The 20,670-nt window shown below is 65.5% G+C and carries 14 protein-coding genes and 1 pseudogene; 1 reads left to right on the forward strand and 14 read right to left on the reverse strand.

Annotated features, from left to right (window positions below):
• From Q0Q36_RS20595 to Q0Q36_RS20615, 5 genes and pseudogenes are all read right to left on the reverse strand, one after another.
• A pseudogene (locus Q0Q36_RS20595) lies at positions 1 to 265 on the reverse strand (catalase-peroxidase); the annotation flags it as partial.
• Positions 266 to 346: 81 nt separating this feature from the next.
• Positions 347 to 1,051 (reverse strand): CBS domain-containing protein, encoded by a 705-nt coding sequence (locus Q0Q36_RS20600; protein ID WP_293800973.1) that lies wholly within the window; start codon positions 1,049 to 1,051, stop codon positions 347 to 349.
• Positions 1,052 to 1,291: 240 nt separating this feature from the next.
• Positions 1,292 to 2,650: an MBL fold metallo-hydrolase gene (locus tag Q0Q36_RS20605; RefSeq protein WP_293800975.1), complete on the reverse strand. Its 1,359-nt coding sequence runs from the start codon at positions 2,648 to 2,650 to the stop codon at positions 1,292 to 1,294.
• A 68-nt stretch (positions 2,651 to 2,718) separates the two neighbouring features.
• Positions 2,719 to 4,698, reverse strand: a complete 1,980-nt coding sequence (locus Q0Q36_RS20610; RefSeq protein ID WP_293800977.1) for a cation-translocating P-type ATPase — start codon at positions 4,696 to 4,698, stop codon at positions 2,719 to 2,721.
• Positions 4,699 to 4,700: 2 nt separating this feature from the next.
• Positions 4,701 to 5,396 (reverse strand): VIT family protein, encoded by a 696-nt coding sequence (locus Q0Q36_RS20615; protein WP_293800979.1) that lies wholly within the window; start codon positions 5,394 to 5,396, stop codon positions 4,701 to 4,703.
• 239 nt (positions 5,397 to 5,635) lie between these two features.
• On the opposite strand from Q0Q36_RS20615, the gene Q0Q36_RS20620 reads away from it, so the two are divergent.
• On the forward strand, positions 5,636 to 6,037 hold the full coding sequence (locus Q0Q36_RS20620) for a phasin family protein (RefSeq protein WP_293800981.1): 402 nt from the start codon (positions 5,636 to 5,638) through the stop codon (positions 6,035 to 6,037).
• 185 nt (positions 6,038 to 6,222) lie between these two features.
• Here the strand turns inward: Q0Q36_RS20620 and Q0Q36_RS20625 are convergent, their stop codons facing one another.
• From Q0Q36_RS20625 to Q0Q36_RS20665, 9 genes are all read right to left on the reverse strand, one after another.
• A complete protein-coding gene (locus tag Q0Q36_RS20625) occupies positions 6,223 to 7,356 on the reverse strand; it encodes an ABC transporter permease (protein ID WP_293800983.1) in 1,134 nt (377 codons plus the stop codon).
• A gap of 1 nt (position 7,357) precedes the next feature.
• Positions 7,358 to 10,090, reverse strand: coding sequence for a ribosome-associated ATPase/putative transporter RbbA (gene rbbA / locus Q0Q36_RS20630; RefSeq protein WP_293800985.1), 2,733 nt, complete (start codon positions 10,088 to 10,090; stop codon positions 7,358 to 7,360).
• A complete protein-coding gene (locus Q0Q36_RS20635) occupies positions 10,087 to 11,091 on the reverse strand; it encodes an HlyD family efflux transporter periplasmic adaptor subunit (protein ID WP_293800987.1) in 1,005 nt (334 codons plus the stop codon). Before Q0Q36_RS20635 ends, rbbA begins: the two co-directional genes overlap by 4 nt.
• A 418-nt stretch (positions 11,092 to 11,509) precedes the next feature.
• Entirely contained in the window at positions 11,510 to 12,700 is a 1,191-nt protein-coding gene (locus tag Q0Q36_RS20640; RefSeq protein ID WP_293800989.1) for an acetate/propionate family kinase, read from the reverse strand.
• On the reverse strand, positions 12,697 to 14,100 hold the full coding sequence (locus Q0Q36_RS20645; RefSeq protein ID WP_293800991.1) for a bifunctional enoyl-CoA hydratase/phosphate acetyltransferase: 1,404 nt from the start codon (positions 14,098 to 14,100) through the stop codon (positions 12,697 to 12,699). Before Q0Q36_RS20645 ends, Q0Q36_RS20640 begins: the two co-directional genes overlap by 4 nt.
• Before the next feature lie 3 nt (positions 14,101 to 14,103).
• Positions 14,104 to 15,906 carry an alpha/beta fold hydrolase gene (locus tag Q0Q36_RS20650; protein ID WP_293800993.1) on the reverse strand — a complete coding sequence of 601 codons (1,803 nt, stop codon included), beginning with the start codon at positions 15,904 to 15,906 and terminating at the stop codon, positions 14,104 to 14,106.
• 114 nt (positions 15,907 to 16,020) lie between these two features.
• Positions 16,021 to 16,320 (reverse strand): c-type cytochrome, encoded by a 300-nt coding sequence (locus Q0Q36_RS20655; RefSeq protein ID WP_293800994.1) that lies wholly within the window; start codon positions 16,318 to 16,320, stop codon positions 16,021 to 16,023.
• A gap of 20 nt (positions 16,321 to 16,340) precedes the next feature.
• A complete protein-coding gene (gene mgtA / locus Q0Q36_RS20660; RefSeq protein ID WP_293800996.1) occupies positions 16,341 to 18,932 on the reverse strand; it encodes a magnesium-translocating P-type ATPase in 2,592 nt (863 codons plus the stop codon).
• A gap of 95 nt (positions 18,933 to 19,027) precedes the next feature.
• The gene (locus tag Q0Q36_RS20665) at positions 19,028 to 20,092 is read right to left on the reverse strand and encodes an NAD(P)-dependent alcohol dehydrogenase (protein ID WP_293801024.1); all 1,065 of its coding nucleotides are present in this window, start codon (positions 20,090 to 20,092) and stop codon (positions 19,028 to 19,030) included.
• Positions 20,093 to 20,670 lie beyond the last annotated feature (578 nt).

Below are 20,670 nucleotides of genomic sequence, written 5' to 3' on the forward strand. Positions count from 1 at the left end.
AGCTGCCCCAGTCGGCCGGCCACCAGTCCTGGCTGTCAGTCATCAGCGCGCGCAGGTCGTTCTTCAGTGCTTCGACGTCGAGCTTCTTCAGCTCCTCGCGATAATTGAAGCCCTTGCCCAGCGGATTGGTCTTGCTGTCATGCTGGTGGAGGATGTCGAGGTTCAGCGCATTCGGCCACCAGCTGGTGACGGAGCCGCCGGTCGCGGTCATTCCGCCGTGCATCACCGGGCATTTGCCGGTCTTCTTTACAACCGTGTCGGACATGGCTTCCCCTTTCGGCATCTCTTCATCCAGCGGTTTCAGATTAGTCTGTTTTGCGCCCCGGTCCCTTCGCGTACGGGTCAATCAGGCTGGATCAGGCAAGATGTACATCCCGGACACCGGCTCGATCCAGGCGAGTTGATCTATGACCTCGGTTACCCCTGCGGTGTTTTCCGCGGCGACGCGCGCCGCGTCGCGGGCACGCTCATCGAAAATCGCTCCGGAAAGCGCGACGACGCCCCGATCGACTTTGACCCGGATTGCATTCCCCCAGGGCTGCTTCGCAAGCTCGCCCATAACCATCTGACGAATATGCTCGTCGTCTCCCGCTTGAGGGGCTGAGGCTGGCAAGATGCGCAACATGGCCCGCATCAGATCAGAGCGCGCCACGATGCCGACGAGCCGTCCGGCCACGACAACGGGCACCCGCTTGATCCTGCGGGCGCTCATCAGTTCGACGAGTTCGTCGAGCGTGGCTCCGGGTTCGATCGTCACCGGATCACGGGTCATCACCTCTTCGACTCTTCGGCTGTGGGTCTGGACATACTCGTCGGCCTGCTTGCCGGCACTGACGATGAATTCGAGCCAGCGCGGCCGCTTGCGCACGGTTCCCAGTTCGCTGCGGCGCAGGAAATCGCCCTCCGTGACGATCCCGACCAGTTGCTTGCCGCCCGTGACGACCGGCAGACCGCTGAAATGGCTTCCCAGCATCATTTGGGCGGCTTCGGACACCGAGGCGGATGGCCCGATGGCGACAACTGGCGAGGTCATGATGTCTGCAACGCGCATGGTGATGGCTCCGGTCGAAGGGAAGCTCTGTCTCGTTGATGACCATTTCCGAAACCGCTTACGGCTTCAGAACGGGCGATTGGCCAGGAGTGCCGGGCGGCCTCTTTCTCTGCCTGCTTTCTCTGGGCGGCGCTCCGGCACATCGGCGGGTGGGCTTAGGTTGCCACGCACTCTAAGAGCATCCTCGTGGCGAACCCTTGATCTCGCGCAAATCGCAGGAAACCAGAATGAAGCCTGCGATCACAGGCTAAATTCCTGTCCTTGCCGCGGCACGACACTTGGCCAGCCCAGCTCACGCTCGATGCGGATTCGCAGTGCTTCGGAAGCCTCCGGCTCGCCATGAACGATGAACACTCGCCGCGGCGCTCGCTTGAATCCCGAAAGCCAGCGCATCAATTCGTTGCTGTCGGCATGGGCCGAGAGCATGTCCAGTTGTGCGACTTCGGCATTGATCGGCACCCAATCCCCATGGATCTTGAGATCCTTCGCGCCCTGCTGCAGCGTTCGCCCGCGTGTTCCGGGAGCCTGGAAACCCGAGAGCAGGATCGTGCATCTCGGATCGGGACCGAACGTCTTGAGATGATGGAGCACGCGCCCTCCGGTCGCCATGCCGGACGCAGCGATGACGATCTTCGGATACCGGCTCGCCGTGATCGCCTTCGACGCTTCGACATCGTCGACGTATTGAGCGGCGCCGAAGGCTCCGCGGCACGTCGCGTGGTCGAGTTTATGATCGCGCGGGTGCCGGCACATCATCTCAGTTGCGTCGATAGCCATCGGACTGTCCAGGAAGATCGGTATGGCTGCGAGGCGCCCGGCCAGCTTCAGTCTCCAGAAATAATAGAGAAGCTGCTGTGCCCGGCCGACGGCAAAGGCCGGTATGACGAGCGTGCCGCCGCGCTCCACGGTGCGTTCGGCGATCGCGCCGAGTGCCTCGGCCGGATCCTCCGCCGGATGAACCCGATCGCCATAGGTTGACTCGATCACGATGTAGTCGGGCTCTCCGCCCGAGACGGGATCTGGAAACAACGCATCGTCGTAGCGCCCGATATCGCCTGAAAACACCAGGCTGCGGCCTCCCCAGTGAATCTCGGCATGCGCGGCGCCCAGAATATGGCCGGCGTGGCGGAAACGCAGCGTCAAGCCGCTGGGTAGTGCAATCGTCTTGTCGAATGGGACGGTCGAAACATGTTCAAGAGCCCGCCGCGCATCGTGCACGCCATAAAGGGGTAAAGCGGGGGTATGCTTCGACAAATGGTGCCGGTTGAGAAACTCGGCATCCTTCTCTTGCAGGAAGGCACTGTCCATCAGGATCAATTCGGTGACGTCCCGCGTCGCTTCCGTCGCGTAGATCCTGCCGCGGAAGCCGTCCCGGACGAGCCGGGGCAGATATCCGGAGTGGTCAAGATGGGCATGCGTCAGGATGACGGCCTCGATCGTGTCCGGTTGGACCGGGAGCTTCTCCCAGTTCAGTTCGCGCAGGTTTTTGAGCCCCTGGAACAGGCCGCAATCGATAAGGATATGATGGCCGGCATAGGTTAGGAGGTGCTTTGATCCTGTGACGGTTCCGGCCGCACCGAGCGATGTCATCGTAAGCATGTGCGATCTTTCGCGGGTTTCCGTGGCAGGAGAGGATCTGGCGTCCACGCATTCGCTGTCAGGCTACGTCACGATGCGGTGGGCGATGTTGTCCGCGATGGGAACTCTGGGCGCACTGAGGTCGGAGGATCGGGCTGGCGTTGAACGGGAGCACTCCCATCACCACCGCGTATCCCGTCCGACAGGAGGCGCAGACCATTCAGCACGACCAGAACGGTACCGCCCTCATGCCCGATCACCGCGAGCGGAAGTGGCAGATCGAAGAACAGGCCGCCGGTCACCAGCACCAGCATGGCGCCGATCGCGACGACGAGGTTCTGCCGGATGATCGCAGCTGTCCTGCGTGCCAGACGGTGCGCATCGGCCAGCTTCTTCATGTCTTCTGACAGCAGGGCGACGTCGGCGGCCTGCAGTGCGACGTCCGACCCCGCTGCCCCCATCGCGATACCGACATCGGCACGAGCCAATGCGGCGGCATCGTTGACGCCATCGCCGACGAAAGCGACCTTGCCAGCACGCGCGAGGTCGCCGACCTGGAGCACCTTGTCCTGCGGCAGCATCTCGGCATGAACCTCATCGGGAGCAAGGCCAAGTTCCGCACCAATGCGCAAGGCTACCGGCCTGCGGTCACCTGTCATCATGACGATGCGGTTGACGCCTCCGGCGCGAAGCGCAGCCAGCGCCGGAGCAGAACTGGCTCTTGCTTCGTCCGCGACGCTGACGGCACCCAGAACAGTCGCGCCGCGCCCGAGGTAAACCACGGTTTGGGAACTGTCGGCGAGTTCACGGAATGCGGGATCATCGACGGAAGCGCCCATCTCCGCAACGAGGTGGGTGTTCCCGGCCCATATCGGGCCAAACACGTCGTGGCCAATGATACCGGCGCTCGGGCGGGAGCTGACGTCCACGACCTTCGCCGGCTCGATGCCGTTCGCAACAGCCTCCCGGCGGATGGCCGCCGCGACATGATGCTCCGAATGGGCTTCCAGCCCAGCCAGAAGTGAGAGAAAGCGGCGTTCCTCTCCGTCCAGGGCAACGATGAATGTCACCGCCGCTCGACCATTGGTCAGGGTTCCGGTCTTGTCGAAGGCAAAGGTATCGACCGCGGCGAGTGTTTCGAGCGCGCCGCCCCCTTTGAACAGTACGCCGCCGCGTGCCGCGGCAGAGAGGGCCGACAGGATCGCGGCTGGAACCGATATAACGATCGCGCAGGGGCTGGCCGCGACCAGAAGCGTCGCGGCCCTGTAAAGGGCCTGCTCCCAGTCCCGGCCAAGCCAATAGAAGGCCGCGAAGGCGAGACCGGCTCCCAGCAGGACCGCGATGGTATAACGCTGGCCGAACCATGCGCTGAAGCGCTCGGACGGCGCCTTCGCTTCCTGAGCCTCGGTCACGAGCCGGATCATGCGTGCGATCGTGCTGTCGCCGACCGTGCGGGTGACGGTCACGTCCAGGACCCCGTCGAGATTGACCGTGGCCTCGAAGACCTGTTGCCCCGGTTCCTTGGAGACTGGCATGGACTCGCCGGTGATATTGGCCTCGTCGATGCCGCCGCGGCCGTGCAGGATCACGCCGTCGGTCGGCACGCGTGCGCCTGGACGCAGCACCACCACGTCTCCGACGACAAGTTTGGAAGCGGGAACCTCGGCGACCGTGCCGTCCTCGCCTTTGCGGAAAGCCGTCTCCGGGCGTAGCGCCATCAGGGCCTCGACGGCACGGCGTGCACGCCCCAAAGCCTGATGTTCAAGCGTGGTCGAAATGCTGAAAAGCGTCAGTAGCACGGCGCCCTCAAACGGCGCCCCAACGGCAGCAGCGGCTATGGCTGCGACCACCATCAGCAGGTCGATGTCGAGGACGTGCTCGCGCCACAGCGCAGAGAGAGCACTCCAGGCGGCGGGGATACCGCCAGCAGCATAAACCAATACAAGGCCGGGCCATCTCAGAGCGGAGATCCCTTCGGCCGGCGGCCAGGTCCCAATGACCGCCAGGATCATTCCCAGGACCGCCAGGCCCGACATGACAGTCTCGAAATCGAACGACAGACGTTTCATCGTCACACCGCCCGGCCAATGAGGGAGCCGATCATCGCGGTGGAGGCCATCGCGACGGCCCCCCAGAACACCACCCGGACGGTTGGCTTCCAGATGCTGGCGCCGCCAGCCCGGGCACCGACCGCGCCAAGCACCGCAAGGCCGATGAGGCAGGCGATGGATACGGTCCATGCCGCCGTTCCAGCCGGCGCAAGCAGAGCAACGATCAGCGGCAGAGCAGCCCCTGTCGCGAACGTCACCGCGGAGGTGAATGCTGCCTGGACGGGCCGCGCCATCACATGGCTCGCGAGCCCGAGTTCGTCCCGTGCATGGGCTTCGAACGCATCCTTCGCCATCATCTGTTTGGCGACTTGCCGGGCCAGTTCCGGGGCCACTCCGCGCTGTTCATAAATCGCGGCGAGTTCGGCCAGTTCAGCCTCGGGCTGCGTCGCCAGTTCATGACGCTCGCGCGCCATGTCGGCTTCCTCGGTGTCGGCCTGCGAGCTGACCGACACATATTCGCCCGCCGCCATCGACATCGCCCCGGCCACGAGTCCCGCGACGCCGGCAACGAGGATTTCATGCGCCGCCGCAGTGGCGGCGGCGACACCCACGATCAAGCTCGATGTCGAGATCAGTCCGTCATTGGCGCCGAGCACAGCCGCCCGAAGCCAGCCTATGCGCTCGATGAGATGGTTTTCCTTGTGAAGGGCGCGCATGGGCACAGCTTTCGAACAGGCGTTGCAGGATTGAGCGATCATGCTTGGTCGGCGAAGGTGCCGGTTCGAGAAAACCCCCCCGTCACCCGGCAAGCAGACGTCGATCAATCCATAAATTGGAATAATTCTAAACTAAACAAGAGGCGGGGGATTTGCGCTGTGTCAAAGACCGGACTGCCGCATTCGTGGAAGCTCCCGCCATGGCGGTCCAGCCAGCCGAAGCAATTCAGGAGGCTCAAATGCCCACGACAAAGTCTGGCTCCGACGCTTTCGCGGCGGATCGGATCATGCCCGCAGTCAACGTCGAGGAAGGCATCGAGCTCATTAAAGCACAGCTCGCCTCGGCAAGCGTACTGCCTCAGAAAATCTGGGAGACACAGTTCGCGATGGCTTCAGAAATCCTGACCTTCATGGGGCGACGCATGCAAGCTCAGGCAGAGTTCTGTGCCAGGCTCGGCCACTGCACCGAGTTCGGCGAGGCAGTCGGTGTCCAACAGGATTTTGCCAGAGGTGTTGGCGGGGCCTATGCCGACGAGGCCGGGAAACTGTCGACGCTCGCCCGCAAGACCATGGATGCCTGGACCGGAGCCAGCGCCCAATACGTGTCGAACCTGACGGCCCTCCAAAAGAAGGCGGCCTGACAAGCTCCCAAGGCGGTTTTCCTGAGCCAGCGCCGACTGGCTCAGTTCGCAACTGCCAGCGCATCCTCGACGATAATTGCTTGCTCGTCGGTCGGGATAATAAAATCGCGATGCGCGAGCCGTCTCGGGTAATCCGCGCTATGTGAGTGGCGTTGGCGACCGCTGGGGCACATCGCGAAGTGACTTCACGCGAAGATCACTTTCCGGAAGCGGGCGAGCGCGAAGGCAAAATAGGCCGCACCGATCGCGATGATCTTGGCGATCTCGGGCCAGACCACGTCCAAGCCTGCGCCGCGATAGAGCACGCCTTGCGAGAAGGCCACGAAATGCGGCGTGGGGCTGAAAATCCGCATGATCCATTGCAACCAGAGCGGCATGCTCTCCATCGGCGTCGTCGCGCCCGAGAGCAGTTGCGTCACGACGAAGACGGGGATCGCGAGCAGGCCGAACTGGCCCATCGTCGTCGCCAGCGTGCCGAGCAGGATGCCGAGCGCCGCGACGGCGAAGGCATAGATCGCGGTCCCCAGCACGAAGAGCAGGAGCGAGCCGGCGATCGGGACGCCGAGCGTCCATTCGACCACAAGCACGAGCGATGCCACTGCCGCGACCAGGATGACCAGCGCGTTCGCCGTCATCTTGGCGAGCATGATCTCGACCGGCGTGACCGGCATCACCAGGAGATGCTCGACCGTACCCTGCTCGCGCTCCCGGATCAGGGCGGCGCCGGTCAGGATGATGGTCAGCAGCGTGACGTTGTTGAGAACCTGCATCACCGAGCTGAACCAGCCGGAATCGAGATTGGGATTGAAGCGCGCCCGCACCACGAGATTGATCGGCAGTGTGGTGGTGGTCTCGCGTCCTGCCTGGCGGTTCGCGATCTCCTGAGCGATGATCTGCTGGATATAGACCGTGCCGTTGCCGGCCTGGGTCATGGCTGTGGCGTCGATGTTGAGCTGCAGCGACACTGGCCGCCTGGCGAGCAGATCCGCCTGGAAGTTCGGCGGAATCTCCAGCACGAAGACGAGTCGTCCCGCATTCATCTCGGCGTCGATCTCGTTCGCGGCGATGGTCCTGGAGGCCTTGAACAGGGGCGGGCCGAAGGCTCCGAGCAGGCTGCGCGAGAATTCGGAGCGGTCCTCGTCGACGATGCCGATGGTGAGGTCGCGCGCCTCCAGCTTCACGCCGGTCGCAACCGTGTAGACCGCGATGCTGAAGGCGTAGGCTACCAGCACCAGCATGATCGGATCAGCGCGCAGGCTGCGCAGCTCCTTCACCACGAGGTGCAGGATATTCTGGAGATGAATGACGAGCCTGGTCATCTCAGGCTTCCTGCTTGCGCAGCGCGAGCTGGGCTACGACGAGGAAGAGCAGGAAGAAGAAGCCCAGCATCACCAGATTGGGCCAGAGCTCGGCCACACCCAGCCCCTTCGTGAAGACGCCGACGCTGACCGGCTGGTACCAGGCCGGCGGCAGGCTCATGCCAATGATCCGGCCGCCGCCCGAGAGCGAGGCGACAGGCACCATCAGGCCCGAGAAATTCACCGCCGGGATGATCGAAAGGATCGCGGTGGCGAAGACGGCCGCGACCTGCGTCCGCGTGAAGCTGGAGATGAGCTGGCCGAAGCCGGTCGTGGCCGAGACATAGAGCAGCGTCGCGAGCCCCAGCACCCAGGCCGAGCCCTTGATGGGCACACCAAAGACGGTGAGTGCGATCAGGACGAGCATCACGAAGCTGCCCATCGCGATGGCGATATAGGGCAATTGCTTGCCGAACAGGAACTCGAAGCGGCTGATCGGCGTCGAGCGGAAATTGGCGATCGAGCCGGTTTCCTTCTCGCGGACCACGCCGATCGCCGACATGATCGCCGGGATCAGGATCAGCATCAGCATGATCACGCTCGGCACCATCGCATTGGCGCTCTTGAAGGCCTGGTTGTAGCGGAAGCGGGTCTCGATCGTGACGGGCGCCGGCGCATGGCTCGATGCGGCATGGCCGGCCGCGAAGCCTTGCGCGTATTGCGTCGCCAACCCGGTGACGTAGCCGCGCGTCGTCTCGGCCCGGAACGGCATGGCGCCGTCGAGCCAGACCGACAATTCCGGCACGCGCCCGCTCATCAGATCGCGGCCGAAGGAAGACGGGATCTCGATCGCGAGCTGGAGCTCGCCGCTCCGCAGGCGCTGGTCGAGCTCCGCCGCGGACCGGATCGGCGCCTGCTCGGAGAAATAGCGCGAGCTGGAGAAGGCCTCGACCAGTTGCCGGCTCTCCATCGAGCTGTCCTGGTCGAAGGCCGCGAATTTCAGGTTCTCGACATCGAAGGAGATGCCGAAGCCGAAGGCCAGCATCAGCAGCACCGGCCCGAGGAAGGCGAAGCTCAGCCGGATCGGGTCGCGCAGCAGCTCCATCGTCTCCCGCCGGGCGCAGGCCCAGAGCCGGCGCGGATCGAAGCGGCGCGCCGGCGACGCCGGCCGGAGAGCGGCGGCGGGCACGGCGGCCGGTGCCACGGCTGCATCCTCGAGGCCGGCGGCCTCCTTGAGATAGGCGACGAAGGCCTCTTCCAGCGTGTCGGCACCGCGCGTCTCAACCAGCTCCTGCGGCGTGCCGACCGCGAGCACCTTGCCGGCATGCATGAAGGAGATGCGGTCGCAGCGCTCCGCCTCGTTCATGAAATGGGTCGAGAGGAAGATGGTGACGCCGTCGTCGCGCGAGAGGTCGATCAGCGTGCGCCAGAAGGCGTCGCGCGCGATCGGATCGACGCCAGAGGTCGGCTCGTCCAGGATCAGCATCGCCGGGCGGTGCAGCACGGCGACGGCGAGCTGCAGGCGCTGGCGGATGCCGAGCGGCAGGCTGTCGGGCCGCTCGTCGGCGACATCCGCGAGGTCGAAGCGGGTCAGGAGCTCGGCGATGCGGCCGGGGATATCGGCCGGCGGCAGATGGTAGAGCTCAGCGTGGAGCACGAGGTTCTGGCGCACCGTCAGCTCGCTATAGAGCGAGAAGGCCTGCGACATGTAGCCGACGTGGCGGCGCGTCTCCATGTCGTCGGCTGCGAGCGGCTGGCCGAAGAGCTTGGCCGTGCCTTCGCTCGCCGGCAGCAGGCCGGTCAGCATCTTCATCGTCGTCGACTTGCCGCAGCCGTTCGAGCCGAGGAAGCCGAAGATCTCGCCCCGCCCGATGCGGAAGCTGACATGGTCGACCGCGACGAAATCGCCGAAGCGCCGCGTCAGCCCCTCCGCCTCGATCGCAGGCGTCGCATCGTCGCCCGCGACCCGCGACCGCAGCTCCACCTTCCGATGCTGCGCGCGCTTGGCCTCCGGCAGCAGCGCGACGAAAGCGCCTTCCAGCGTCGGCTGGCCTGCCTTTTCGCGGATCTCGGCCGGCGTGCCGGTCGCGATCGCCCTGCCGTCATCCATGGCGACCAGCCAGTCGAAGCGCTCGGCCTCCTCCATATAGGCGGTGGCGACGATGACGCTCATGCCTGGCCGGCGGGCGCGGATCGTGTCGATCAGGTCCCAGAACTGCCCACGCGACAGCGGATCGACGCCGGTGGTCGGCTCGTCGAGGATCAGCAGGTCGGGATCGTGGATCAGCGCGCAGCAGAGGGAGAGCTTCTGCTTCATGCCGCCGGAGAGCTTGGCGGCGGGGCGCCCTTCGAACGGATCGAGCCCCGTCGCCTTGAGAAGCTCGTCGATGCGGCTGCGGCGCTCGGCGGCATCCTGCCCGAACAGTCTCGCGTGGAAATCGATGTTCTCGAAGACCGAGAGCGTTGGGTAGAGGTTCCGTCCCAACCCCTGGGGCATATAGGCGATGCGCCCGCGCCGGGCCTCGCGCTCGGTCCTGTCGCTTAGATCGGCGCCGAGCGCGTGGACATTGCCCTGCTGGATCACGCGCACCCCGGCGATGAGCGCGAGCAGGGTCGATTTGCCGACGCCGTCCGGGCCGATCACGCCGATCATGCGGCCGGAGGGGATATCGAGTGTCAGCGCATCGAGGGCGGTCACCTTGCCGTAGCGATGCGTGACGCCTGCGAGGCTGGCGACAGGCTCGGCCTCCGTCATGGCAGTTTCACGGCGAGCGATTCAGGCCATTTTGCGCTGGGCGAGGTCCGCACGAAGCCGAGCCCGCGCACGCCGGTCTTCACTTGCCGATGGTATTTGGCGAGTAGGTTTGGATCGACCTGGAGCTTGGCACGGAAGACCAGCTTCTCGCGCTCCTCGGCGGTCTCGACGGCCTTGGGCGTGAACTGCGCATCGGCGGCGACGAAGCTTACCGTCGCGGGGATGACGTATTGTGGCACGGGGTCGAGGATGATCCGCGCTTCGTCGCCGAGGGCGAGCTGGCCCGCCTGCGAGGCAGGCAGGTAGATCGTCATGTAGACATCCGACAGGTCCAGGATGGTGACGACGCGGGTGCCGGCCGCGACGACCTCGCCGGTGCGGGCGAGCTGATACTGGACGCGGCCGCTGCGCGGCGCCAGCAGCACCAGATCGACCAGGATCGCCTTGATCTGCTCGGCATCGGCCTCGGAAGCGTGGATGGCGAACTGGGCCTGATCGCGCTGCGCCTCGGCGGCGCGCAGCGCTGCGTCGGCGGCGGCGGACTTGGCCGAGCGCTGGTCGTCGACCTGCTTGCTGAGATAGCCCTTGGCGACAAGCTCCTTGCCGCGCTCGGCATCGGTGCGGGCAAGGATCTGGTCGCTCTTGCGCTGGGCGATCAGCGCCTCGGCCTCCGCGAGCGCCTGCCGCGCGCGCAGCACCTGCGCCTGCGCGGCCCGCAACTGCGCCTCGTATTCGGGCGAGGAGATGCGGGCGATCACCTGCCCGGCGGTGACCTCGTCTGCCTCCTTCACCGTGACCTCGGCGAGGCGGCCGGCATATTTCGAGGCGACGTCGACCTGCGTCGCCTCGATGCGGCCATTGGTCTTGACGATGCCGTCCGGCATCGTGTCGCCACGCAGCCGTTCGATCAGCGCCTTGATGCGGGATTGCGCCTGCGCCCCTGGCCCGGGTAGGGCGAGCGCAGCGAAAAGAGCTGCTGTTGCGACACAACGGGAAAGCATCTTGGATCTCCGTAGAAGGCGGGCGGTACACATTCCAGGGTCCTGCTACTTAGCTTGCGACAGGCAGCCGACCGCAGTCGGCAGCGGGGCGGGGCTGATCGTGGCCGGCGCCTATCGCCATTTCCGACTGCACGAATTCCTGCTCGATGGAGTGACCCGGTCGCTGCTCCGGGAATATGCGATGCCTCTCCAGCTTTCCCAATGAGAGCCATCGATGCCGAGCAGGGAGGCGAAGCGTGCGGGCGATGATCTTATCCTCCTCGCGCTTGTCGGGTGACTCCGTTTCGAAAGCGCAGTCCGCTTTTGGAATGTCTAATGCCGGCATAAAGCCTTGGATCACCACTTCCCGACGGGTAGCAGGAGGCGGGACCCAAGTACATGCTCCTAGGCTTGTCTAATCTGGCACTCCCCGTTCACTTCAGATGACCCATCCGTCGGGTTTCATCACCGCGAGCGCATCCTCGGCGATGACCGCTTCCTCGTCGGTCGGGATCACGAAAGCTGCGACACGAGCATCGGCCCGGTTGATCCGCGTCGCGTTGGCGGCATTGGCGGTCTCGTCGAGTTCGAGGCCAAGCCACCGCAGCCGTTCCGCTACCGCCGCGCGGATCGGCGGCTGATGCTCGCCGATGCCGGCCGTGAAGACGATCGCATCGAGCCCGCCGAGCGTCACCGCGAGCCGGCCGATTTCCCCCGCGATGCGGAAGCAGAACAGGTCGAGCGCCTCGCGTGCCTCGGGCCTGTCGCTGTCGATGAGATCGCGGCTGTCGGCGCTGATACCGGAAACGCCGAGCAGGCCACTGCGGCGATAGAGCAGGTCTTCCAGCCAGCCGGCATCGTAGCCTTTCGCGAGCAGATGCAGCAGGACGCCGGGATCGAGCGCACCGCAGCGCGTCGCCATCGGGATGCCGTCGAGCGCCGAGAAGCCCATCGAGGTATCGTGGCTGATACCGCCATTCAGCCCGCAGAGGCTGGCACCGCTGCCGAGATGCGCGACCGCGACGCGGCCCTTCGCGAGCGTGGGCTCGTGCCGCGCCAATTCCCCAGCGATGAAGCGATAGGACAGGCCGTGGAAGCCGTAGCGCCTGATGCCCTGGTCGTGCATCGCGCGAGGAAGGGCGAAGCGGCGCACAATATCGGCATGGGTACGGTGGAAAGCCGTGTCGAAGGATGCCGTCTGCGGCAGCTCGGGGCGCAAGCGGCGGATCGCGCGGATGAGCCCGAGCCCCTGCGGCTGATGGAGCGGCGCCAGCGGGACCAGCGCCTCCAGGGCTTCCAGCACGGCATCGTCGACCCGGACGGGGCCGGCGAAACTGTCGCCGCCATGGACGATGCGATGGCCCATCGCGACGATGCCGCCGAGGTCGAAATGCCAGGAGAGCCGCCGGAAGGCCTCGCCCAGCACGCTGTCGAGGGGATCGCCGGGCTGCGCTTCGAGAGCGATGTCGAAGGTGTCGGGCCCTTCGATCAGCCGGAAGCGCAGGGGCGGCTCGCGGAAATCGATCACGCCCTTGCCAACACGCTTCGGGCCGGCCTCCGTCAGCGCGAACAACCCGATTTTCACCGTCGAGGAGCCGGCATTGAAGGTGACGAGAAGCCGCTCGCTCATGCCGGCACCGTCAGGGGCCGGCGATGGGCGGCGACGAGTTTCGCCAGCGCGGCCGAGGCAATTCGGGTCTTCAGGGAATCGGCCCGGCTCGTCAGGATGATCGGCACGCGCGCGCCGAGCACGAGCCCGGCGGCATCCGCATTGGCGAAATAGATCAATTGCTTGGCCAGCATGTTGCCTGCCTCCAGATCGGGTACGAGCAGGATGTCGGCCTGTCCAGCGACCGGGGAAACGATGCCCTTGGTCCGCGCTGCCTCCGGGCTGATCGCGTTGTCGAAAGCGAGCGGGCCGTCGACTTTCGCCCCCGTGATCTGGCCGCGCGCCGCCATCACGGTGAGCGCGGCGGCATCGAGCGTCGAGGGCATCCGATCGTTGACGGTCTCGACCGCAGCGAGGACCGCCACCAGCGGCTCCTCCAGCCCGAGCACATGCAGCATGTCGATCGCGTTCTGACAGATATCGCGCTTCTGCATCAGCGTCGGCTCGATATTGACCGCCGCATCCGTCACGATCAGTGGCTTCGAATAGGCGGGCAGGCTCATCGCATAGACATGGCTGATCCGGCGCTCCGTCTTGAGGCCGGAGCCCGGCGCGACGACGGCGCCCAGCAACTCGTCAGTATGGAGGCTGCCCTTCACGAGGGTCGCCACCCGGCCCGCCACGGCGAGCTCGACGGCGCGCGCGGCGGCGGCATGGCTATGCGGGGCGGGCTCGATCGCGATGCCGTCGAGCGCGACGCCGGCCTTTTCCGCGGCAGCCCGGATCTTGGCTTCCGGACCGACGAGGATTGGCTGCAGCAGTCCCTCGTCGCGGACCTCGATTGCCGCGAGGATCGCTTCCGGCGAGCAGGGATGGACGATCGCGGCGCTCAGTGGCGGGAGGCCACGGGCTTGCGCCACGATGCTGTCATAGCGATCGGAATGCTTCAGCGTGACTTCGGGCAGGCGCAGGCGCGGCCAGGTCACGCGCTGGCCGGGCGCCATCACCGTCGCCGCGCCGGACAGCACCGTCTCGCCGCGCTGGTTGGTGCAGGCGGTATCCAGCACGACGGTTCGTTTCGAGGCCTCCTTGCTCCGGACCGTGACGGTCGCCGTCACGGTGTCGCCGGGTACGACCGGCTTCAGGAAGCGTAGATCCTGCCCGAGATAGATCGTGCCCGGTCCGGGCAGCTTCGTGCCGAGCACCGCCGAGACCAGCGCCGCGGTCCACATTCCATGCGCGACGACATGCCCGAACGGATCGCTCGCCGCGAAAGCCGCGTCCAGATGGGCGGGATTGGCATCCCCGGAGACGGTTGCGAACAGCTCTATGTCATCGGGTCGGACGGTACGGGCCAGCGAGGCGCTTTCGCCGATCGCGATCTCGTCGAAGGTCCGGTTTGTCAGAAGTTCCTGATCCACGGCTCACCTTTGCACCACATAGGTTCCGGGCGCATCGCAGAGCGGCTCGCGGCCGCTCCCTGCGTCGCCAAACCCGGGCGGCGCGATCCGCTCGGGCGAGGAGGATAGATCGCCGAGCCATTCCGTCCAGGCCGGCCACCACGAACCCTCGCGTGTCCGGGCTGCGGCGAACCACTCGTCAGGGCCGAGGCAGGTGTCGGCATGCTGCTTGCGCATGATCCGATAATGACGTCCGGGATGGCCCGGCTCGCTGACGATGCCGGCGTTGTGTCCGCCGCTGGTCAGCACGAAGGTCAGGTCGGCATCGGTCAGCAAGTGCAGCTTATGGACCGAACGCCACGGCGCCACATGGTCGGCCTCGGTCGCAACGCCGAAGATCGGCGTGCGGATGTTCTGGAGCGCCGCCGGTCGTCCCTCCACCATGAAGCGGCCGCTCGCCAGGTCGTTGTCGAGATAGAGGCTGCGCAGATAGTCGGCATGCATGCGGTAGGGCATGCGCGTGGAATCCGCGTTCCAGGCCATGAGATCGAACATCGGGGAGCGTTCGCCCATCATGTAGTCATGCACCAGCCGCGACCAGATCAGGTCGTTGGAGCGCAGGAGCTGGAAAGCGCCGGCCATCTGGTCCGCCGATAGATAGCCGCGGCTCCACATCATGCTGTCGAGCACGCGAAGCTGACTCGCATCGATGAACAGTGCGAGCTCGCCGGGCTCGCTGAAGTCGGTCTGTGCGGCGAGGAAGGTCAGCGAAGCCAGCCGTTCGTCGCCGTCACGCGCCATGGCCGCTGCTGCGATGGCGAGCAGCGTGCCGCCCAGGCAGTAACCGGCGACATGGACCTTGCGGCCGGGCAGGGCCGATGTGATCGCGTCGAGCGCGGTCATCAGGCCGCCGCGGCGATAATCCTCCAGGGAGAGATCGCGGTCGTCGGCCCCTGGGTTGCGCCAGGAAATACAGAAGACCGTGTACCCTTCGCCGACGAGGTAGCGCACCAGCGAATTCTCCGGCGACAGGTCGAGGATGTAATATTTCATGATCCAGGCCGGCACGATCAGGATCGGCTCGGCATGGACGCTCGGCGTCGACGGCGCGTATTGGATCAGCTCGATCAGGTGGTTGCGGAAGACGACCTTCCCCGGCGTCGCAGCCACGTCCCGGCCGATGACGAAGCGTTCGGCGCCGACCGGAGGCTGGCCGGCGACTTGCCGTTGCAGGTCTTCGATCCAGTTCTTCCAGCCCTCGATGAAATTGGCGCCTCCCGTTTCGCGAGCACGCTCGATCACCTCCGGGTTGGTGAACGGGTTGTTCGATGGCGAGAAGGCGTCAAGGATTTGCCGCGCGACGAAGGAGACGACCTCCTCGTGATGGCGCGCGACGCCCGGCACCTCATGGGTGACATTGTGCCACCATTGCTGATTGAGCAGGAAGGCCTGCGCCATGAGGCTGAAGGGCGGCGTGCGCCATTCCGGCGCGGCAAAGCGGCGATCGCCGGGAAGAGGCTCGATGCAGGGAGCGGCATCCGGCGCCGAAAGGCAGGCTATGGCATGTGCTCCCAAACGGCTCGCCTTGCGCACGGCCTTGCTGGCGAGTTCGAGCTGTTTGCCGGGTGCTCCGGCCAGATGAATCGCCCAGTCGAGATAGGCCAGCATCAGGGATGTCGGCGACAGCCCGCCGGTGAACTTTGCGCTCGCCGCTTCGCGCATGCGGTCGATCGCCGAGAACGCCTCTTCCCCGAACCTGTGATCCTGGCCCGACTGTAGTTGCCGATCGGTCTTTCCGGTGAGGCTGGATTGCGGCGCGGAGTGCATGCCCTTTTCCCTATGGTTGCCTTTCCCTGCATGCACCGAGAACGTCTTGTCCTCCTTGAGGTCGATCAAAGAGGATGTTGCACCGCAGCGCCACGCTTCCCAGCCCAACGGCCGTCAGCGTGGGGGAAGCGCCGCATAGTAGGCCGCCAGCGCGGCGATCTCGGCAGGCGTCATCTCGCGCGCCATATAGCGCATCTCCTTATGAAGGCGCTTTCCGGAGCGAAACGCCATCATTTGCCTGTAGAGATAGCCCTCGTTCTGACCGGCAAGGTGAGGCACCTCCGTATCGCGGGCGATGCCGTCCTCGCCATGGCAAGCGGCGCATTGTTCGATGAGAGGCCGTTTCGGTTCGGCGAAGGCGGGGCTTGTCAGCATAGCGCCTATCAAAGTTGCACGCAGGATCACGATCGGCACCTTGCTTGCGATTGTTCGTATCATTGTCCCGCTGCGCCGATCGATGGCGACGCGATGGGCGCTGGTCCTGCACGTGCTGTCCGCATGGCCAGGGGCTTCAGCATCTCGGCAAGCCCGAGATAGGAGGCCGCGATCATCAGGATGGCGAGCAGGACGGGCACGGGCAGCGCGACGAAACCGAACGGATGGCCGAGCGGCGTCAAGGCCAGGATCAGTGCGGCGGCGAGAGCGCCGAGCGAGGTCATGACCAGGAAGCGGTGCGGCCGGCTGCGCCAGCAGGGAGCCGCCGTGCGGATGACGAAGATCACCAGGATCTGCGTCAGGATCGACTCGACGAACCAGGCCGTCCTGAACATCTCGACGCCTGCGCCGAACACCCCGAGCAGGAGGGCAAAGGTCGCCGCGTCGAAGACGGATGAAAGCGGCCCCATCACGAGCGTGAAACGCAGCACGGCATGCATGTCCCAGTGCCGGGGCCTGGCGAGGTCGGCGGGGTCCGCCTCGTCGAAGGGAATACCGACCTCTGACAGGTCGTAGAGCATGTTGTTGATCAGGATCTGCAATGGGTTGAGCGGCAGGAACGGCAGCACCATCGACGCCAGCGCCATCGAGAGCATGTTGCCGAAATTCGAGCTCGTGCCCATGCGGACATATTTCATGATGTTGGCATAGGTGCGCCGTCCCTCGGCGATGCCCTGCGCAAGAACGCCGAGATCGGGCGCGAGCAGCACGATCGCCGCCGCCTCGCGCGCGACCTCGGTGCCACCCTCGACGGAGAGGCCGACATCCGCTGCATGGATCGCCGGTGCATCGTTGATGCCGTCGCCGATGAAGCCGACCGTATGCCCTGCCTTCCGCAGCGCGAGCACGATGCGCGCCTTCTGCTCCGGGGCGACCCGTACGAACAAATCGACCTGCTGGACGCGGGACGCGAGCGCGGCATCCGCCAACGTAGCAATCTCCTCGCCCGACATCAGCCCCCGGGCCGGCAATGCCAGGCTTTCAGCCAGATGCTGGACGACGGGCGCCGCGTCTCCCGAGATCACCTTGACGCGCACGCCGGCGGCCGCGAGTTGGCTCACCGCCACGCTTGCCGAGGCCTTGGGTGGATCGATGAAGGCCACGCAGCCGGCAAAGATCAACCCGGCTTCGTCTTCACGAGACAGCGCATCGGCTTCCGACGGCATCGGGCGGCGGGCAACGCCAAGCAAGCGCAGCCCTTGGGCTCCCTTGGTCTCGATAAGAGCGAGAATCCTGGCTCTCGCCGCATCATCGAGCCTGTCCGTATTGTGGTCCGCTTGCTCGAATCGATCGCACAGCGCGAGCAGGGCTTCGGGAGCCCCTTTGACGATCATCTCCCGCTCGTCACCCTTCACGACGAGCACCGAGGAGCGGCGCCGCTGAAAATCGAACGGGAGATCAGCGAGTGGACGCCAGGCACCGCCATCCTCCGCTGCCGAAGCGAGCAATGCGGTATCGAGATTGTTACGCAATCCGCTACAGAAGCGGCTGTTGATGCGGGCGAGCTCCGTCACGCGCGAACTATCGGTACCGTCGCAGCCGAAGCTGCCGACATGAGCGATCCGCGCCTCCGTCAGCGTGCCGGTCTTGTCGGTGCACAGCACGTCCATCGCGCCGAGATCGTGGATCGCCGACAGGCGCTTCACCACGACCTGACGCTGGGCCATCCGCATCGCACCCCGCGCGAGCGTCACCGTCATCACCACCGGCAGCAGTTCCGGCGTCAGCCCGACAGCCAGCACGACGGCGAACAGGAAGCTCTCGATCGACAGGCCGTGGCGCGCGAGTTGCGTCAGCAATACGAACAGCACCAGGAAACCGGTCAGGCGCAGGATCAGCATGCCAAGGCCATGGACGCCGCGCTCGAAGGCGGTGGGTGGCTCGCTTGCCTGCATGGAGCGGGAGATCGCGCCGAGTCGCGTATCGGCACCCGTCGCGGCCACGAGCATCCTGACCTCTCCGGCAACGAGGCTCGTACCCCCGAAAAGCGCGCTATCGGTTCCGTTTGCGGCGGAATCCTCGGGAACTGCCAGCTTCTCGACCGGAAAGGGCTCGCCGGTGAGGACCGCTTCGTCGGCCATCGCGTCATGGCTTTCGAGGATCAGCCCGTCCGCCGGAACCAAATCGCCGGCATGGAGCGCGACCACGTCGCCGGCAACCACGTCCCGTACCGGGATTTCGACGCGCCGCCCGCTCCGAAGGGCAGTGACCTGCACTGCCACCGCGCGGCGGAGCGCATCGACGGCATTCTCGGCCTGGGTCTCCTGGAACACGTCAAGCGCGATCGAAGCCAGCACGATGAGAACGATGATGATCAGGCTCTGCCAATCGCCCGTCGCCCCCGAGATCAATGCGGCGATCAGCAGGATCGCGATCAGAGGCTCGACGAGCCGTTTGGCGATCTTGAAGGGCAATCCGCGCCGCAGGCTGGTCACGGCGAGGTTGGGCCCGTAGCGATGCAGCCGCTCGGCGGCTTCCGCGTCGCTCAAGCCGTCCGAGGAGGCTTCGAGGCGTTGCAGCAAGACGTTCCGGCCTTCACGCCAGAATTCCCCCTCGGCTGAAGCAGCCGCTCCCGCGGGCTCCATGGTCATTCCAGCCTCCCCCCGATACGCTGATTGACCACTATAACGGCCCCGGCCGTATGCGAACCCAGATCCAAGCCGCGGGTTGCGCACAGCTCAGCCATTCACGGCGTGATCGCGACCTTGAGGACTCCGTCGCGCTGGTGCGCGAACAGTTCGTAGGCGTCCTTGATGCGCTCCAGCGGGAAGCGGTGCGTGACCAGCGCACCCAGATCGACCCTGCCAGACGCAACGACGTCCATCAGGCGTCGCATGCGTTCCTTTCCGCCGGGGCAGAGCGTGGTGACAATGCGGTGATCGCCAAGCCCCGCGGCAAAAGCGCCGAGCGGGATCGTCAGGTCGCTCGAATAGACACCAAGCGAAGACAGCGTGCCGCCGGGACGCAGCACACGCAACGCCGCGGAGAAGGTCTCCTGGCGCCCCAGAGCTTCGATCGCGACATCGACGCCTCTGCCATCGGTCAGCCGCATGATTTCGTCGACCACGTCGCCCTTCGAGAAATCGACGATCTCATCGGCACCGAGCCCGCGCGCCATGGCCTGCCGCTCGGGAACGCTCTCCACCGCGATGATGCGCGTCGCGCCCATCAGCCGGGCACCGGCCGTGGCACACAATCCGATCGGCCCCTGTGCGAAGACGGCGACGCAGTCGCCGATCTTGACCCCGCCGCTCTCGGCACCGGCGAAGCCGGTCGACATGATGTCCGGGCACATCAGGACCTGCTCGTCCGTCAACCCAGAGGGCACATGCGCGAGATTGACCATGGCGTCCGGCACCAGCAGATACTCCGCCTGGGCACCGTCGATCGTATTGCCGAAGCGCCAGCCGCCCATGGCCTTGAAGCCGTGACGCGTGTCGGCGCCATCCTGCGAGGCGCAACCGCAGAGGCAGGCGGCGCTGTGTCCCGAAGGCGTGATGGCACCGGCGATCACACGCTGGCCCTCGCGGAAGCCCTTCACCTCGGAACCGAGCTTTTCGATCACGCCGACCGGCTCATGGCCGATGGTGAGGCCGCGGGCGACTGGATACTCGCCCCTAAGGATATGGATATCGGTGCCGCAGATCGTCGTGGTGGTGATGCGCAGCAGCGCATCGAGTGGTCCCACGTCCGGGATCGGCTTATCCTCCAGCTCGATGCGGCTGGGCTCCGCGAATATGGCCGCGCACATCATCTTCGGCCGGGCTGCCCTGCCTGCTCCGGCGGCGGACTGCTGATCGGGTTGGAGCACTGATGGCATGATCGCTCTCCGAGGTCATCGTTGAGGTGTCGCGGCCTCAGCCTGGAGGAAATCCCCGACCTAGCCATTGATGCAGCGCAAATGGCAGCGGCAGGATGCAATTTCCTCCTCTCGATAAGAAGCAATGCGGTGACCCCGGGAAACTATTTCGGGCGGAGGCGGGAGTGGCACTGCGCGAGTATGCAATCCGCGACGAGAGGTTTGAGCTACCGCAACGAGCGTCGCGGCCAACGGGACGATAATCGTGTGCGAGATGGAGGTTGCCATGCAGATCGTTGAAGCGGTGCGCCAGTGGTGGAGCGTTCAACCCTGTCTGAGAAAGCTGGAGGCACTCGGTCCGGTGGCAAGGGCGGAACTGGCCCGGGATAACGCGATACCCGAGGCCGATCTGCGTCAGCTCGCAGCCAACAGTGAGATAGACTCCGCACTCCTTCCCGACTGCTCAAGCGCCTGGGGATCGATCCAGAGCCACTGGCTCGCAGGCGGGCGAGCATTATGCGGGACATGGC

Origin of the sequence: uncultured Allobosea sp. (assembly GCF_945957345.1) — a bacterium.
GTDB lineage: Bacteria > Pseudomonadota > Alphaproteobacteria > Rhizobiales > Beijerinckiaceae > Allobosea.